This is a genomic window from Bacteroidia bacterium, assembly GCA_019695265.1.
In the GTDB taxonomy this organism is placed as follows: domain Bacteria; phylum Bacteroidota; class Bacteroidia; order JAIBAJ01; family JAIBAJ01; genus JAIBAJ01.
In genome coordinates this window covers 1-18,602 of the sequence record JAIBAJ010000074.1, presented here as the reverse complement: position 1 = coordinate 18,602, position 18,602 = coordinate 1, and the positions used below count along the sequence as shown (strand labels likewise).

General features: G+C 39.1%; 9 protein-coding genes. 7 read left to right on the top strand and 2 right to left on the bottom strand.

Annotated features, from left to right (window positions below):
* The 3 genes from K1X82_10840 to K1X82_10830 all read left to right on the top strand — a co-directional run.
* Positions 1–3,914, top strand: a 3,914-nt coding sequence (locus K1X82_10840) for a T9SS type A sorting domain-containing protein (GenBank protein MBX7182601.1), incomplete at its 5' end; no start/stop codon positions are given.
* Between the two features lie 33 nt (positions 3,915–3,947).
* Positions 3,948–4,655 (top strand): ComF family protein, encoded by a 708-nt coding sequence (locus K1X82_10835; GenBank protein MBX7182600.1) that lies wholly within the window; start codon positions 3,948–3,950, stop codon positions 4,653–4,655.
* Between the two features lie 12 nt (positions 4,656–4,667).
* Positions 4,668–5,414 carry a class I SAM-dependent methyltransferase gene (locus tag K1X82_10830; protein ID MBX7182599.1) on the top strand — a complete coding sequence of 249 codons (747 nt, stop codon included), beginning with the start codon at positions 4,668–4,670 and terminating at the stop codon, positions 5,412–5,414.
* 2 nt (positions 5,415–5,416) lie between these two features.
* On the opposite strand, the gene K1X82_10825 is transcribed toward K1X82_10830, so the two are convergent.
* Complete coding sequence (locus K1X82_10825; protein MBX7182598.1) at positions 5,417–6,148, bottom strand: helix-hairpin-helix domain-containing protein; 732 nt, start codon at positions 6,146–6,148, stop codon at positions 5,417–5,419.
* A gap of 223 nt (positions 6,149–6,371) precedes the next feature.
* Between K1X82_10825 and K1X82_10820 the strand changes: the two genes are divergently transcribed.
* The 3 genes from K1X82_10820 to K1X82_10810 all read left to right on the top strand — a co-directional run bounded on the left by K1X82_10820 (position 6,372) and on the right by K1X82_10810 (position 17,466).
* Positions 6,372–12,644: a choice-of-anchor L domain-containing protein gene (locus K1X82_10820; GenBank protein ID MBX7182597.1), complete on the top strand. Its 6,273-nt coding sequence runs from the start codon at positions 6,372–6,374 to the stop codon at positions 12,642–12,644.
* A gap of 200 nt (positions 12,645–12,844) precedes the next feature.
* Complete coding sequence (secDF, locus tag K1X82_10815) at positions 12,845–15,844, top strand: protein translocase subunit SecDF (protein ID MBX7182596.1); 3,000 nt, start codon at positions 12,845–12,847, stop codon at positions 15,842–15,844.
* Between the two features lie 122 nt (positions 15,845–15,966).
* Positions 15,967–17,466 carry an amino acid permease gene (locus tag K1X82_10810; GenBank protein MBX7182595.1) on the top strand — a complete coding sequence of 500 codons (1,500 nt, stop codon included), beginning with the start codon at positions 15,967–15,969 and terminating at the stop codon, positions 17,464–17,466.
* On the opposite strand, the gene K1X82_10805 is transcribed toward K1X82_10810, so the two are convergent.
* Positions 17,463–17,630 carry a hypothetical protein gene (locus K1X82_10805; protein ID MBX7182594.1) on the bottom strand — a complete coding sequence of 56 codons (168 nt, stop codon included), beginning with the start codon at positions 17,628–17,630 and terminating at the stop codon, positions 17,463–17,465. The two genes, K1X82_10810 and K1X82_10805, sit on opposite strands and share 4 nt — an antisense overlap.
* Positions 17,631–17,704: 74 nt before the next feature.
* On the opposite strand from K1X82_10805, the gene K1X82_10800 reads away from it, so the two are divergent.
* Positions 17,705–18,175, top strand: coding sequence for a hypothetical protein (locus K1X82_10800; GenBank protein ID MBX7182593.1), 471 nt, complete (start codon positions 17,705–17,707; stop codon positions 18,173–18,175).
* The last annotated feature ends 427 nt before the right edge of the window (positions 18,176–18,602 follow it).

Genomic DNA, 18,602 nt, shown 5'->3' with positions numbered 1-18,602 from the left:
CATCGATAGTATATTCTGGTAGTCCATTCTGTACGAATGGTTCAGTAGGAAGTGTAGCTTTAACAGGCACCAGCGGAGGAACCTACAGTTCAAGTGCAGGATTAACGATAAATGCTACTACTGGAGACATCACACCATCTACGAGTACCCCTGGAACCTATACAGTAACTTATACTATACCGGCATCCAATGGATGCGGCGCAGTAACGGCTACAGCATCAGTAACAGTTAATGCTGCTCCAACTGCAAGTATAAGTTACAATGGTCCATATTGTTCAAGTTTGCAAATAGATCAAAATCCAGTCATTATAGGAGCAAATGGCGGTACTTTCCAAAGCACACCTTCTGGTTTAGTACTTAATTCTACAACCGGTTCTATTAGTCCTGGATCTAGTTCGCCTGGAACTTATTCGGTTGTATATACTGTTCCGGCATTGAATGGATGCAGTTCAATTACAGCCAATACTTCGGTTGTTATTAATGGACTGCCAACTGTTTCCTTTACCGGTTTATTGAATAGTTATTGTGAAGGAGCTACCACAACTACTTTAGTAGGTAATCCTACCGGTGGTACATTCTCTGGCCTAGGAATAGTTGGTAACGATTTCAATCCAAGTTTAGCTACAGTTGGAAATGTAAACATTACCTATACTTTCACTGATGCGAATGGATGTTCTAATACTGCAATTCAGCAAACTTTAATTAACGCCAATCCAATTGTAAGTTTAGGAAGTTTAGCACCGATGTGTGTTAATGATTCACCTATAATTCTTTCTGGTGGCAGCCCTATTGGTGTTGGTGGTGTTTACTCTGGTAATGGGGTTTCGGGCAATAGCTTTGATCCTGCACTTGCCGGAGTTGGTAACCATGCAATAACTTATTCATATACAGATTTAAATGGTTGTACTGGAACAAGTATCCAAACTATTGATGTGAATGGCTTACCTGTTGTTCAGTTACAAGGTTTAGACAACGTATATTGTTTAAATGCGGCACCTGATTCTGTGTTTGGATTCCCTAATGGTCCAGGGGGTGCTTTTTTTGGGTTAGGTGTAATAAATGGTGCTTTTGACCCATCTGTTGCAGGGGTTGGACCTCATTCAGTTATTTATACTTATACAGATGCAAATGGATGTAGAAACACAGCAACCTTATCAACAACGGTTGTAGGTTTAACTACTGTTTCCTTTACAGGTTTGAATGGACCATATTGTACTTCGTCGCCTATTGTTAGCTTAACCGGCAATCCAGCAAATGGAACTTTTTCGGGTCCAGGTGTAAGCGGTGTAAATTTTGACCCATTGTTTGCAGGACAAGGCACACATACGGTAGTTTATTCAATTACCGATGGGAATGGTTGTTTTAATAGTGATTCCCAAACAGTTGTTGTAAATGCAAGTCCAATTGCACAAATTCAAGGCTTAAACCCTTCTTATTGTTTAGATGCTGTTCCGGTAAGTTTAACGGGTTCGCCAAGTGGAGGAACTTTCTCTGGTCCAGGCATTGTTGGAAATACATTTGATCCAAGTATAGCAGGTTCCGGTCAATTTACTATCACTTATACTGTGGTTGGAAGTGGAAGCTGTTCAAGTACAGTAACCCAATTGGTTCAGGTAAATGCTTTACCATCCGTAAGTTTAGTTGGTGTTTCGACAAATTATTGTGTTTCTCAGGTTCTGCCTGTAAGTTTGATTGGTAATCCAGTTGGAGGATCATTTTCCGGACCTGGGGTAACAGGTTCTGATTTTACTCCATCCGTTGCTGGTATTGGTAACCATACCTTGATATATCAGGTTACTGATGCTAATGGATGTTCCAATCAATCCAGTTTCCAAACAACGGTTAATCCTAATCCGGTTGTTACCATCAATGGATTGCAAGCTTCAGTTTGTGAAAACAGTCCTGTCATATCCTTGAATGGTAGTCCTGTTGGAGGTTCGTTTTCAGGAAATGGAGTTTTAGGAACAACTTTTGATCCAAGTCAAACCGTTGCAGGCCAACAAACTGTAACCTATACTTTTACTGATAATTTCGGGTGTACGGGAGTTGCCAATCAGGTTGTTCAAGTCAATGCTTTACCTGTTGTTAGTATTTCTGGCCTTTCTGGTTCATATTGTACCAGTTCTCCTGCTGATGTATTAACATTATCGCCGGTAGGTGGAACTTTGAGTGGAACCGGTGTAACTGGAAACACATTTGATCCATCTATTGCTGTTGTGGGAACAAATTCAATTTCATATGTGTTTACTGATGCCAATGGATGTACAAATTCGGACATTCAAACTACTTTAGTAAGTCCAGTTCCTGCTATTTCAATTACTACACAAAGCGGTTCATCCTCAATCTGTGCAGGTACTGAATTGTTATTAAATGCAAGTTCAGGTTTTGTAAGTTATGCATGGAGTGATGGTACAACTTCAATTGGTACAAATCAGGGAATATTAATTAACCAAGCAGGCACATTTGAGGTAATTGGTACAACTGCTTCAGGTTGTACATCTTTACCTGCTTCTATTACTATCTCAGTAAGTAGTACTCCAACCTTTAGTCTTGGAAACGATACTTCTATTTGTGCTCAGGGCACCTTGGTATTGGATGCTGGTTCTGGTTTTGCAAATTATTTATGGAATACCGGAGCCAATACTTCCAGCATAACTGCTAACGGGCCTGGAACATATTCTGTTATTGTAACTGATCAGAATGGTTGTCAAGGTTCAGATGTTATTGTGGTTACACAATCAAATTCGGTGAATGTTACTTTAGTTCCAGATGGCCCAACCGATTTTTGTCAAGGAGGTTCTGTTAATTTGTCTACTACCCAAGGTTTTGATTCCTATCTGTGGTCAAATGGTCAAATAACAAGTTCTATTAATGTTACACAATCAGGTATTTATTCAGTTACGGTTATGACAGCCCAAGGTTGTTTAGGTAATTCTGCTAATATTACTGTTAGTGTAATTCCAGGACCAACTCCTTCTATCACTGCCAATGGAGCCTCTAATCTTTGTAATGGAGAGTCTGTTGTATTAACTGCAAGCAGTGGGTTTGCAAACTACACCTGGAATAATTCACTTTCTGGTCAGAGTATTACCGTTAATCAGCCGGGTTCTTATACTGTTACAGTTACTGGAAGCAATGGTTGTACCGGGACTTCAGTTCCATTTAACGTACAGGTTAACCCACCTCTTAATCCTGTAATTACAGCCAGTGGTCCAACTGATTTTTGTTTTGGAGAAAGTGTGACTCTAACAGTAAGTATTCAAGGTAATTTAAACCTTGCATTTTGGAATGTAAATCAAAATCCAACTTCAAGCCAAATAACTGTTTTTGAGTCTGGTCAATATTTTTGCATTGTGATGGACGATAATGGTTGCATTGATAGTTCTTTGATAGATTTCCCAACTCAAGTAACCGTATTTCATCCACAACCTCAGATTAGTTTCCAAAACAATTTGTTGATTGCTACCGGAGGTTTTTCATCTTATCAATGGTTCATGAATACAGGTACTGGAAACGTTGCCATTGCGGGTGCTACATTTTCAACATATGATGCACCATTTAGTGGAACCTATTTTGTAGAAGTGGTAGACGAGAATGGTTGTGTTGGACGAAGCAATCCGGTGGAATTTACTCATGTTGGAATTGATGGTCCGGAAGGAATAGAGATAGGATTAGAAGTGCTTCCAAATCCAACGGAAGGGGTGTTTGAAGTGACGGCCAACCTTGTAAAACCTTCCAAGGTTAAAATTGAAATATTTGATATGTTGGGTAAATTAATAATCCAGCCGAAAGACGAATTGGTGGTTGGAGAATTAAATAGGTCATACAATCTAAATCATTTAGGCAATGGAGTTTATATGATTCGTGTTAATGTAGATGATAAAACCTATGTGAGAAGGTTGGTTAAGAATTAATATATATTGTTATGGATTTAAGCATGTTTTATAATGTTACATATTATCAAAAGACAACTTGATGGGTTATTAAGTTTGGCATATCCTGATTATTGCTCTGCATGTGGAGAGGCTTTGCTTCAGCATGAAAGAAATGTATGCGGGATATGCCGGAATAACCTACCAAAAACCCATTTTCATACTTATTCAGATAATCCTGCTAGCAAACTATTTTGGGGAAAGGTCTTGATTCGAACCGCTGCATCCTATTATTATTTTCAAAAGGGGGACAAGGTTCAAAAACTTATCCACCAGTTAAAATACAAAGGTGAAAAGGAAATAGGAGAAACAGTAGGAATTTGGTATGGTGAGGAATTGAAGGAATCAACCATGTTTCAAGATCTGGATTTGATTATTCCTGTACCCTTGCATCCTGAAAAACTTGTTAGAAGAGGCTACAACCAAGCTGAATGGTTTGGTAGAGGGTTGTCTAAGTCACTAAATGTTGAACTTGATTGTAGAAGTTTAGAACGAATTAAGTTTACTGAAACCCAAACACGTAGAAGTATGTTTGATCGGTATCAAAACATTGAAGATGTTTTTAGTTTTCGTAGGATGGAAGAATCAAGACGACATATATTAATCGTAGACGATGTATTGACCACCGGATCAACCTTGATTAGTTGTATTGATTCAATTCGAAAGGAACATGGCTCAGAACTATCAATAAGTGTAGCAACCATGGCCATTGCCAAACATTGAATTTAAAAAGTTATGGAAGAAAATTTATGCGGAGAATGGTACAAAGACTGGTTTGATACTTCCTATTATCACTTACTTTATAAAGATAGGGATTTTGCTGAAGCTGAAAGGTTTTTAGATCATTTGATCCAAGAGTTAAAACCTAATTCAAATTCCAAGTTATTGGATGTTGCATGTGGAAAAGGAAGACATAGTATTTATTTGAATCATTTGGGCTATGAGGTTACCGGATTTGACTTGTCCAATGAAAGTATTTCCTATGCAAGAAAGTTTGAAGGAAAATCGCTACATTTTTTCCAGCACGATATGCGTTTACCCTTTCGTATTAATTATTTTGATTGGGCATTTAATTTGTTTACCAGCATGGGTTATTTTCCAAGGCCACTTGATAATTTGAAGGTTATTCAGTCTATGGCTGCAGCGATTAAGCCTGGAGGAGGTATAGTAATTGATTTCTTGAATGCAGAATTTGTGCTAAGAAATTTGGTAAAATATTCCGAGAAAAGAGTGGAGGGGCTGACCTTTAGTTTGAAAAAGGAGATCTTAAATAATGAAGTCATAAAAACCATTTCATTCATTGATAACGGTAAACCATTTGAATTCCAAGAACGGGTTACATTATTGACAGTTGAGGATTTTAAATCTATGTTTAGGCAATCTGGTTTAAATTTAGAAGGTGTCTTTGGAGATTATAACTTAAGTGATTTTGATTCGGCGATTTCTGAACGCTTAATATTAATTGGTAGGAAAGGTATATAGTTTTATGGCCGAATTTCCAGATAATGCTTAATTTTTTGAAAGGTAGAGTCTGGAACAATTCCTGTATGAGTAACTTCCTCAACTGACTTATAGGGGCCATGTTGTTTCCTGTAATTGTTTATAATATCTACCATTTTAAAGGTGAAGTAATAATTTCCTTTTATAGAGTCCTTATGAAGATTGTTTAAGTCATGCCTTTTAATAAATCGTTCATTTACACTTAGGTATGGAGAAATAGAAGTAATTTTTGCGCTATCCATAAAGTGTATTTCCTGAAGTTGCCAGATTGAATATAGGCCATGATATCTATTTCTTAGTTTAATAATCTTGGAAGCGAAGTAGGGCCCAAGTCCTTTTATTTTCGTTAGTTGTGATGAATCCGCTAGGTTAATTTCAATTTTTTCGGTTTGTTGGATTTTTTCTATTCCTTGATTCTTATGAAAGTTGCTGTTTTCCGGAGGCCAAGTAACCGAGTCATTAGAATTTATATAGTGAGTAGTTCGGTAGACATGTTGGTATTGGTGGGTATCAATGCAAGATTCCATTTTTTTATATAAATTCATGAGTTCATGTTCATTATAATTTAAATCTTTGTGCAATATATGGGGTAGTGCTATTCGGATGGCCAATGTAAGAGATATTAAAAAAGACAATAAAAATAGGCCTTTTAATTCTGTATTGGTAAAAGTGAAAAAGGTTTTTAGGTTTTTCGAAATAATATAAAAAATTCTCATGATCTATAAATAATAATTTTGCAAAAATAGATTTTCTTTTCAAATTGCCTCCATAATTTTGGGTAATGGATGTTGTTTTTTTCGAAATTTGGAAAAGATGAATTAAATAAACATACCTTAGTTGAGAATACGTCGGATAAATGGAAACCTGAATTAAAAAAAAGGGTATAAATGCAGTCTGAAAATTCGGAAAACAAACATGTCTTTTTCGACCAAATCCTTTTTGAAAAAACTCCAATTAGTTACATTAGCTTCATTGGGGCCATTGTTCCTTTATTCCCAAACTATTACAGTTACTCCTGCTACAACTGCAACAGATGTTCAGGCCTTTGTTACCAATACTTTGTTGGGCGGTTGTGTAACCGCTAGCAACATTGTTTATACCGGGTCGCCGATTTCTATTGGTACATTTACCAATGGGAGTTCCATAATTGGGTTTAATAGTGGTGTGGTTATGACCTCTGGAGCTGCAGCTTATTCTGTTGGTCCGAATAATTCAGGTAATCGTTCTGCAAGTAATTTTGAAAATGGGGATAATGACTTAAATACCTTATTAAATACTTTTACAAATGATGCTTGTGTAATTGAGTTTGACTTTTTACCCTTATCGGACACTGTTAGATTTACTTATGTATGGGGGTCTGAAGAATATCCGGAGTATGTAAATAGCGGGTATAATGATGTATTTGCCTTTTATTTAAGCGGAGGCCCATCTAATTTGCCACCAACAAATATTGCCTTAATACCTGGAACTAGCACTCCTGTTTCCATTGATAACGTGAATCAGTTTACGAACTCTTCATTTTATATTAATAATGCGGGTGGACAAGGACTTCAATACGATGGTTACACAGTTCCTTTGGAGGCAGTTGCGGCAGTTGTGCCTTGCCAAAGTTACCATATCAAATTGGTAGTTGCAGACGTAGGTGATTATATTTATGATAGTGCTGTGTTTTTAAAAGCCGGTAGTTTTAGCGCGGGAGAAGGGGTTACTTTATCTTCCAGCGTTACCAGCACCGGAAATAATACCATCTATGAAGGATGTCATGATGGTAAATTTACTTTTTCCAGAGATGCAAGTGGAGATTTGTCTGCACCTATGACTATTGGTTTTCAAGTTTCAGGAACAGCTACACCCGGAGCAGATTATACAGCATTCCCCGGAAGTATAACTATCCCTGCAGGACAAAGTGTTGCCAATTTGAATCTCAATACCATTTTGGATGGTTCTTCTGAGGCGAATGAAACCATTACAATCACCTTATCCAACGCCGGTTGTTTTTGTTCTACTCCGCCCAGTGCTACACTTACCATTCTGAACAACAATGCTTTATCAGCAACTATTTCGGGCCCTGCAACCGTTTGTTCGGGTCAATCAATAACCTTAACAGCTACTCCAACCGGTAGTTTTGGTCCATATAATTACAGTTGGTCGCCGGGTGGATCTACTGCGTCTTCCATTACTGTTTCACCGGGAACCACCACCACCTATAGTTTAACCATATCTGATGCCTGTTCAGCTCAAACCGCATCGAATACTTTAACAGTTTCGAATGCCAGTGCAACCTTTACAATTCCTGTTTCAAGCCAATGTTTACAAAACAATAACTTTTCATTTACTAATACCGGTGCCTCCGGATCAGGTGTTTCGCATAACTGGACATTTGGAGATGGAACATCATCAACCCAAGAAAATCCTTCTCATACTTACGCAACAGCCGGAAATTTTACCGTAACTCATACCATTTCCAGTGCAGGAGGTTGTTCTTCAAGTTCCACCCAAAATGTGACAGTATTAGCTAGTCCTTTGGTTACTGTTTCAACCACAAATAGCGCTTGTACTTCCAATACCGGAACTGCCATAGCTACCGTTTCTGGAGTTTCAACTCCTGTTACTTATTCGTGGAATACAACTCCGGTTCAAACAACTCCAACAGCTACCAATTTAGGTGCAGGAGTTTATACTGTTACTGTAAGTACGGGTGGTTCATGCAATGCTACTGCTACCGGAACAGTTAGTGCAGTTTCTAGTTTACAAGCCAACATAACCGCAACCACCCCTACTTATTGTGGAGGAGGAACTAACGGCACAGCAACAGCCATTGGTGTTGGAGGGATTCAACCGTATTCTTATTCTTGGAATACCACACCTGTGCAAACTTCTGCAACCGCCACAGGTCTTAGTTCCACAAATTACATAGTTACCGTTACTGATGCTGCCGGTTGCACAGCATTTGCAACTGCTACTATAAGCCAATCGAATACTTTTTTAGTGAACGTTTCCAGCACCAATGTAACCTGTAATCTAGGTGCTAATGGAACTGCGACAGCTTTTCCTCAAAGTGGAACACCTCCTTTTGTAGTATTGTGGAGCTCCGGTCAAAATACCGCTTCAATTAGTAACTTGACCGCCGGTACTTATACGGTAACCATTAACGATAATGGTGGATGTTCCGGAAGTAATACTGCCACCATTACACAACCAAGTTCTTTAACTGCTACATTGACTACCTCCCCTGTAAGTTGTGCCGGTGGAAATAATGGTTCGGCATCGGTTTCAGTTTCTGGTGGTATTTCTCCCTATACCTATCTATGGGGTGGTGGTCAAAACACTGCTTCAATAACAAACCAATCGGCTACGTCTACTTCTGTTTTAATTACTGATGCGAATGGTTGTACAAAATCTGTTTCCGGAAATATAACTCAGCCTCAACCTTTAACAATATCCATTTCAAGCCATACCAATATTACTTGTTTTGGTTTAAATAATGGAACGGCTAATGCAATTGCTTCAGGAGGAACAACACCATACACCTTCTCCTGGGATAATGGGCAGTCGACAATTAATGCCAATAATTTAAGCGCAGGTGCTCATACTGTAACTGTAACTGATGCCAGGGGATGTACAAATTCTGCCTCCATAACCATTACACAACCTACTCAGGTAGTAGCGGGAATTGCTTCATTTACGAATGTAACTTGCAACAGTACGAACAATGGAACAGCCAGTGCTACTGCATCCGGAGGAATTGGACCCTATGATTTTTTGTGGTCTGGTGGGCAAACAACTCAAAGCGTAAATGGATTAATTCCTGGATCTTATACGGTCACGGTCACGGACTTTTTTGGTTGTTCCAGCACATCGAATGTTACTATATCAAATACCCCGGGTATTTCTTTGTCAACCAATAAAACGGATGTTAGTTGTTTTGGACAATCAACCGGCACTGCCTCGGTTAATACATTAAATGGTCAAGCACCTTTTACATATTCTTGGAGCAATGGACAATTAACCAGCACAGCTACCAATTTGCCTGCCGGGGTAGTGACTGTTACCGTTACTGATGCACAAACCTGTTCGGGTTCTACCTCCATAACAATAGTTCAACCACCAGACCTGAATGTAAATATAACAGGAACCACCAATGTAAGTTGCTTAGGTTCTAGCAATGGTACAGCAGTCTCCTTGGCAAGTGGAGGAACATCTCCTTATTTTTATCAATGGAGCAACGGACAAAATACAGCAAACGCAAATGGTTTAAGTGCCGGTTCTTCTACGGTTGTGGTAACTGATAATAATGGTTGTATGGATTCGGCCTTTGCAACAATTGGAACACCTACTGCCGTAGCTGGATTGGTTAATGTTGTGTCAAATGCCAGTTGTAATGGAGCTGCCAACGGATCTCTTCAGGTTACAGCAAGTGGAGGAAATGGAGGTTATACCTATCTATGGTCTAATGGTCAAACTGCAGCAATTGCTACTAACCTGGCTGTTGGATCTTATACAGTTGAAATTACGGATGCTTTAGGTTGTAGTGGGTCGGCATCGGGATCTATAACGCAACCTACCCCAATTAGCATACAGTTTCCTTACCAGCTTTCGGTTTCTTGTAATGGATTGTCGGATGGTGGAATTTCTGCTTTGGCAGCAGGAGGTAATCCTCCATATTCTTTACTATGGGGTGATGGACAAACTACTGATACTGCTTTGGGGCTTCCTGCAGGAACAATTACCTTAACAGTTACAGACAATAATGGGTGTTCTGAAATAGATTCTGCCAGTATATTCGAACCAAGCCCAATTTTAGTTTCTTCTTTTGTTATTCATAATGCACTTTGTTTTGGAGATAGTAATGCTACAGCCGGAATGACCATTTTAGGAGGTAGTACACCTTATACCTATGCTTGGAGCAATGGAGAATCTGGTCCGGTTGCCAACAGTTTGTATGCCGGAGATTTTGCCATAGTTGTTACCGATGCCAATGGTTGTTTCGGTTCTGATTCACTTTCAGTTACCCAACCTTCACCGGTTTCTGTTTCCATCATTGGTACCCGTGCGGCAAACTGTTTTCAGGAGCCAAGTGGTCAAGGGTATGCCATTGCCACCGGAGGAACAGCACCATATCAATTTATTTGGGATAATGGAGAATCGGGGGATACTGCATTGCATTTAGTACCCGGATTTCATGTGGTTGCTGTGGTGGATTCGGCCGGTTGTCAGGCGGCAACAAATGATAGTATTAGTGGTCCAAGCCAACTTCAAATTCAGTTTACTGAGTTGCATAATCCCCTTTGTGCATTTGATAATTCCGGAAGTATAACGATATTGCCGGGTGGTGGAACTCCCGGTTATACGGCATTTTGGACCAATGGACAAACCGGAATGTCTGCCATCCAACTAGAAGCCGGCGCCTACACCGTTACCTTGGTTGATAGCAACGGATGTTCGGCCCAAGCAGATACTTTCCTCAACAACCCTCCTGTATTAGTAATTTCAAGCATTTCAACCGTACATTTAACTTGTAATGGTTATAACAATGGTAGGGTGATGGTGCATGCAGAGGGCGGAACCTTGCCTTATACTTTTGCTTGGGATAATGGAGGAACGGATTCTATTATTGGACAGTTGGATGGTGGAAATTACAATGTGGTAGTTACAGATTCAAATGGTTGTACTGTGCAAGGAGGGGCCACGGTTTTAGAGCCCGATACTTTAGAAGCGTCGGTGCTTGGAATTGATGATCCATCCTGTTTTGGTTCGACCAATGGTTCAGGCGTGGCCTTTGTTATAGGTGGAACTCAGCCCTATTCTTATTTTTTGGATACAGTTCAAAGTCCAACCTCTGTATTAAATGATTTAGGTGCAGGTACTTATACGCTTTATGTAATGGATGACAATAGTTGCAGAGATACGGTGATATTTAGTTTAACTCAACCACAACAAGTTGTTACTATAATTACTGGCACAGATAGCATTTGTTTAGGAGGAAGTGTTCAATTGGAAGCTTCTGCCAGTGGCGGCAATGGAATATACTCCTACAATTGGCCTGGATTAGGTTTAAATGATACCTTAATAACGGTGACACCTGTTCAGGATAGTTTATTAATTGCCGTAGCAACTGATTTTAATGGCTGTTTAGGGTTGTCTGATACATTTGGAATTACGGTAGTTATGCCTCCTAACATAACCTTCACACAAAGTGCACCCGGAGGATGTGGTGCTCCTTCTCTTGTTCAATTTGAAAATACAACAATTGGAACAACGAATGTTAATTGGGATTTTGGGAATGGATTTGTTTCAACCATTAATACCCCTTCAACCTCTTATACTTCTGTTGGAACCTTTACCATTCAGTTGGTAGGTTCCAATGCCTTTGGTTGCACCGATTCAACTAGTTCAACCTATGTGGTGAGTGAAATGCCAATAGCTTCATTCGTCGGTAGTGATTCTGCTTGTAATTCAGTTATTTTGACCTATGACAATACCAGTATTGGTGCTATTGATTATTTATGGATTTTTGGTGATGGGGATACCTCTTTAGAGTTTGAACCTATGCATATTTTTAATGATCCGGGAGTTTTTGATGTTATGCTTATTGCAAGGCTGGATGGTTGTTCAGATACTGCTTTTGCTCCTGCTTCAATTGTTGTTTACCAGCCTCCAATAGCAGATTTTTCGGTTTCCGGAGGACAGCAAGAAGACGCCGGAATTGTTCATTTTGTGGATAATTCTCAGAATGGAGTGCAGTGGTCTTGGTCGTTTGGGGATGGTGACTCCTCCAATGTTCAGAACCCTAATCACCTATACAGTAATTTTGGAGAATACCTGATTAAGTTTACGGTAATGAGTGATAAAGGGTGTTATGCAAATACATCGAGAACCATTTATGTAGAATTGTTTAAGAATCTATCGGTTCCAAATGCATTGATTCAAGGAGGTGAAGGAGAAACCGGTTTGTTTTTGCCAAAAGGAGTTGGATTAATGGAATATACTTGTTTGGTATATGATAAATGGGGAAACTTGCTTTGGTCATCCGATAAACTTGATAATGGGCGTCCGGCGGAGGGTTGGGATGGAACCTATAAAGGGGAAGCGGTGGAATTGGGATCCTATATGTGGAAAATTGAAGCCAAGTTTGCAGATAGCGATCAATGGGAAGGGAAAAAAGTGGGCAATGATTACTTCCAAACAGGGTCAGTTTCGGTAATTCGGTAAGCTGAATTTTTCAGTATTTGAATTCCTATTAATTTTCGCTTGATTTTTTTGAATAAAAGGGGTTAAACCAATAAACATTAAGATTACATAGCTTAATTGACGCGGGTTTTAGGCAAAATTCCTTAATTTGTCAATTGTAAGCGAATTAAACGTAGGTTTGCACCCTCAAAAATTAGGGTATAATCGATTAATTTTCACTCATGCAACAAAAGGGCACCATTCAAGTTTTTGCTATCATTTTTGCCGTAGTTTGTTTGTACACACTAAGCTTCTCTTGGTTCACCAACAGCGTGGAAAAGGATGCTGCAGAGTACGCAAACGGTGATCAAGTAAAAGAGCAAAGATATCTTGACAGTATGCAAAGCCAGGTTATTTACAACCTTGGTATCACGGAATACACTTATCGTGAATGTAAGGAGAAAGAACTTCCTTTGGGTCTTGACCTTAAAGGCGGTATGAACGTAACCATGGAAGTATCTATTCCTGATTTGTTACGTTCTTTATCTAACAATTCAAATGATCCGGATTTCAACAGGGCTTTAGCTTTAGCAACTGAAAGGCATAAAGTTTCTCAAGAGGATTTCATTACTTTGTTTGGAAAGGCATTTAATGAAGTGGCTTCGAATTCCCGCCTTGCCTCCCCGGCTATTTTTGGTTATACTTTGAAAGACAAAGGAGTAACCAATCAAAGTTCCAATGAAGATGTGATTGCTATTTTGAGAACCGAGGCCAACAATGCCATTGACCAATCTTTCAATGTATTGCGTACTCGTATTGATAAATTTGGTGTAACTCAACCCAATATTCAACAGCTTGGTACATCAGGTAGGATTTTGATTGAGCTACCCGGTGTTAAAGAACCGGAAAGGGTTCGTAAGCTTCTTCAAGGAACAGCGCAATTGGAGTTTTGGGAAACTTATAATAACGTTGAGGTTATTGAGAAATTACAAGAAGCAAACGATGTTATTCGTTTGGTATTAGATGGTGGCAAATCTGATTCAACTTCCAAGGATACAACTACTGCCAAAACAGCCGATGCAGGTGCGAAAAAAGTTGAAAAGTCCAAAGATGATTCCACTAAGAACCCTTTGCTTGCTAAAGGTAGTGCAGTAGATTCTTCTAAAAAGGATACTGCTAATGGTGGTTTGAGTGAAGCGGATAAAGAAAAACTTAGAAAAGAGAATCCTCTTTTTAGTGTATTATCTCCGGCACTTACACAAGATCGTCGTGCTGCCGACGGACCTGTAGTGGGTTTTGTTTTAATTCGTGATACAGCCCAAGTTAATAAATACTTGGCTATGCCTCAAGTAAAACAAAAATTCCCGAGGGATTGTAAGTTTGCTTGGACCGGTACAGCGTACGATAAAGATAAAACAGTTTTACAATTGGTTGCTTTAAAAGGAAAGGATCAACCGCCTTTGGATGGATCCGCTATTAAAACAGCCCGTATGGAACTTTCTCAAATCAACAATAAGCCGGAAGTTTCTATGCGTATGCACCCTGATGGAGCTGAGGTTTGGAAACGTTTAACCAGAGAGAATATTGGCAAATCCATTGCAATAACTTTGGATGGTTATGTTTATTCCTATCCAACGGTTCAGGGTGAAATTGCAGGGGGTAGCTCGTCAATTACCGGAAGCTTTACCGTTGAAGAAGCAAAAGATTTGGCCAATAAATTGGAAGCCGGTAAACTTCCTGCTCCTGCCCGCATTGTTGAAGAGGCGATTGTTGGTCCATCCTTGGGTCAAGAATCCATTGACTCAGGTGTTCTTTCTTTCATAGGGGCAATTTTGGTGATTATTATTTTTATGGTATTGTATTATAACAATGCCGGTTTTGTTGCCAACATTGCTTTGGTTGCAAACATCTTCTTTATTTTTGGTGTATTAGCATCTTTGGGTGCAGTATTAACCTTGCCTGGTATTGCTGGTATTGTGTTTATTATTGGTGTGTCGGTGGATGCTAACGTACTTATTTTTGAACGTATCAGGGAAGAGCTTAGAAAAGGAAGCGGTTTAAGACTAGCTATTGCTGATGGTTATTCTCATGCTTATGCTTCAATTATCGACTCCAACTTAACTTCCTTATTGACCGGTATTATTTTGTATATTTTCGGTTCGGGTCCTATTCAAGGTTTCGCAACTACAACGATAATTGGTATTTGTTGCTCCATGTTTGCTTCTATCTTCATTTCTCGTTTGATTTATGAAGCTATGTTAGGACGTAACATGAGCATTAAGTTTTCAATGCCTTGGAGTGCTAATGTGTTACAGGGTACCAATTTTGATTTTGTTGGAAAGCGTCGTTTGTTCCTGTTTGCAACCTGGGCCATTATTGGTGTTGGTGTTGTTTCCATGTTTGTTCGTGGATTTACTTTTGGAGTTGATTTCAAAGGTGGACGTTCTTATACCGTGAAATTTGATCAGGTTGTGCAAGCTGAAGAATTAGCAAAAACTTTAGCGCCTTCTTTTGACAATATTGCCCCACAAGTAAAATCCTTTGGAGGTGATAAAACCATGAAGATCATCACTTCTTACCGCATTGATGATGATCAACAATCAGCAGATGGTGAAGTTGAGAAACTATTAATAGCCGGTTTGGATAAATTGAACGGAAATAAATATGAAATACTTACTTCCCAAAAAGTTGGTCCAACTGTAGCGAATGATATTAAAGTATCTGCTATTTGGGCTGTATTGTTTTCAATTATTGGTATCTTCCTTTATATCTTGGTTAGGTTCCGTAAATGGCAGTTTGGCTTGGGAGCGACTGTTGCATTGCTGCACGACGTATTAATGGTATTAACTGCCTTTACTTTGTTACATGGATATGTTCCTTTTACACTTGAAATTGACCAAGGATTTATTGCGGCGATTTTGACGGTTATTGGTTACTCCATTAACGATACCGTAATTGTATTCGACAGGATTCGTGAATACATTAACGAGCGTGTTGTGAAAAATCGCAGCCTTGAAGAAACGATTAACGAGGCTTGTAACAATACTTTAAGTCGTACGGTAATTACCTCTTTAACCGCTTTCTTAGTATTGTTGGTGTTGTTCTTGTTTGGTGGTGACACCATTAAAGGATTTGCCTTTGCCATGTTAATAGGTGTTATTGTAGGAACCTACTCTTCCATTTTTGTTGCTACTCCGGTAGTAATTGAATTTGGAGGTGGTGATAAGCTGTTGAAGAAGTAAACAAAATCATTTTTAGGAAAGCCCTCGAAAAATCGGGGGCTTTTTTGTTTACTTGAATTGAATTGATTTGGCTTTATCCAACATTTGTCTATTTTTACCACTTATCTACATTTAAACTATACATGGCTCAATATTTTGCGAAAAAATCTCTTGAACAAATCCTTGGACATTCCCAAGGTGAGCATGGTCTTAAACGTACACTTGGTGCCGGAAATCTGGTAGCTTTGGGTATTGGCGCCATTATTGGTGCCGGACTTTTTGTTCGTACGGCTGCTGCCTCCGGTCAACATGCCGGTAATGCTGTTACTATTTCATTTTTGGTTGCTGCCTTGGGTTGTGCTTTTGCCGGATTGTGTTATGCTGAATTTGCCAGTATGATACCTATTGCCGGCAGTGCTTATACGTATGCTTATGCCACTATGGGTGAGTTGGTAGCCTGGGTAATAGGTTGGGCGCTAATTTTGGAATATGCTTTGGGTGCTGCAACAGTGTCGATTGCTTGGAGTGAGTATTTGAATAATTTATTGGGTAAGGCACATGAAATACCGCCCGAATGGTGTCATTCTCCCTGGGATGCTACGCCGGGTTATGTGAATTTGCCTGCCTTGTTTATATTGTTGGCCCTAACGGTTTTACTTATTCGGGGTACTCAGGAAAGTGCCTTAATTAATGCCATTATAGTTTTTATTAAAGTGGCAATTGTGATTGTATTTATTATCGTTGGTTGGAATTACATTGTTCCTGCCAATCATTTACCTTATATCCTTGATCCATCAGCCATAGAGAATGGAGGTAAAATTGCAATAGGCACCAATTCCAACGGTTTGCCGGAGTACCATGATTATAACAATTTCTGGAACCATGGGTGGGGAGGTATTTTCAGAGGAGCTGCTGTTGTATTTTTTGCCTTTATTGGTTTTGATGCTGTTAGCACCGCTGCACAGGAAGCAAAAAATCCGAAACGTGATATGCCAATTGGAATTTTAGGATCGCTCGTGGTTTGTACCATTTTGTACGTATTGTTTGCTCATGTATTAACCGGTGTTGCACCTTTTACCGATTTTATTAAACCGGAAGCCGGAAAAGAAGCGTCGGTCACTTATGCCATTAAAACCTATATGACTGATTATGCCTGGTTGGGTAATTGGATTAATGTTGCAATTTTGGCCGGATTTTCGTCGGTTATTTTAGTGATGTTGATGGGACAGGCCAGGGTATTTTATTCCATGAGTAATGATGGTTTGTTACCAGCTATGTTTTCGGAATTGCATCCTAAGTTTAGAACACCCTATAAATCCAATGTTATTTTGTTTGTATTTGTAGGTTTGTTTGCCGGTTTTGTTCCCGGGAATTTAGCAGGCGATTTAACCAGCTTTGGCACTTTGCTAGCTTTTGTATTGGTTTGTATTGGAATAATTATTATGCGGAAATCTTCTCCTGATATTCATCGTCCGTTTAAAACACCATTAGTTCCTTTGGTTCCTATTTTAGGAGCTTTGGTTTGTATTGGTATGATTTTGTCTCTTAACCTTACCACTTTAGCTAGTGCATTAGGTTGGATGTTTGTAGGAGTATTAATTTACTTCACTTACTCTATCAACCATAGTAAAGTTAGCAATTAATCTGCTTTTTTCGATCTGGTAAATGGGTTTGGATTTTTCCAAACCCATTTTTTTGGTATGTTTACCTTATTGATAAGAGTATCGATTTCAAATCTGTAATTTTCAAAATAGGTTTGGTCTTTTTCTCCAATAAAAATGGTATTACAAATCAGGTTTTCGGTCATTATGAAAACAGGAAATTCATTTGATTTGTAATTAGATCTTTAGGCTGATTAATGGTGATTATAAACTTTCCTCTATGATTATTAAATACTTAAGCTTCAGCATTTCCATCGTGTTTATTTCCTTCCTGGTAGGCATGATGGTGTATGTACTCATACAGAAATCGGCATATTTCACAAATAGATTAGAAGGTCTTAACTTTTTGCCCGATGAAAAGTGGAATCGGTTAATTGGTGTTGGAATTGTAAAATGGATAGTGAAGAATACCCCCTTTCGGTTTCTGAATCCAACACTGCAAGTGAATGGAAAAATAGATCAAGCAATGCTGATGGATATCCGAAACCGGATGACAAAGGCAGAGTTGGAACATTTAATTGCCTTTGTTTTTGTTTGCTTATTTACTTTGTTTAAGTTCTATAACTCAGAATGGGCCTTTGGGTTCTGTATCCTTTTTATAAATCTGGCCATGAATTTGTATCCTACCTTGTTGCAACAACAAAACAAAAGACGGATTAGCAAATTACTGAAGCAGAAAAAATATAGTTAGGTTAAGCGAAAAAGCACCTAGTTGGAACTAAATAAGCCGGTTGAAATAGATGGAAAAGTTTCTCTAATCCTAGGAAGCCTTTACAACAATGTGTTAATTCTAATTTTCATTTTTTTTAGTGATGATGTTGGGTTTGAATTGCGGTAGCTTGGGGTTGGGGCCGGGCAACGATAGAGGCAAGTAGCCCACAGGAGCACGCGGCGCTAGCCAAGTGCAACGAGGACTACAGCCGATAGCGTGACCCGAATGCCCGTTGCAACATGCCTGGAGCTGTGCCAATTGAAGGAAGGGCAGAGGGGCAATGTCATTAAGTTAAGGTTTAATAAGTTGGTTTATAGTTAGTAAAGGTTTTATGTTTGCTTCTAGAATGTCTATTTTTGACCCTTCTTTCAAAAGAACGATTCTCTCTAACGGGTAGTGCATTTCT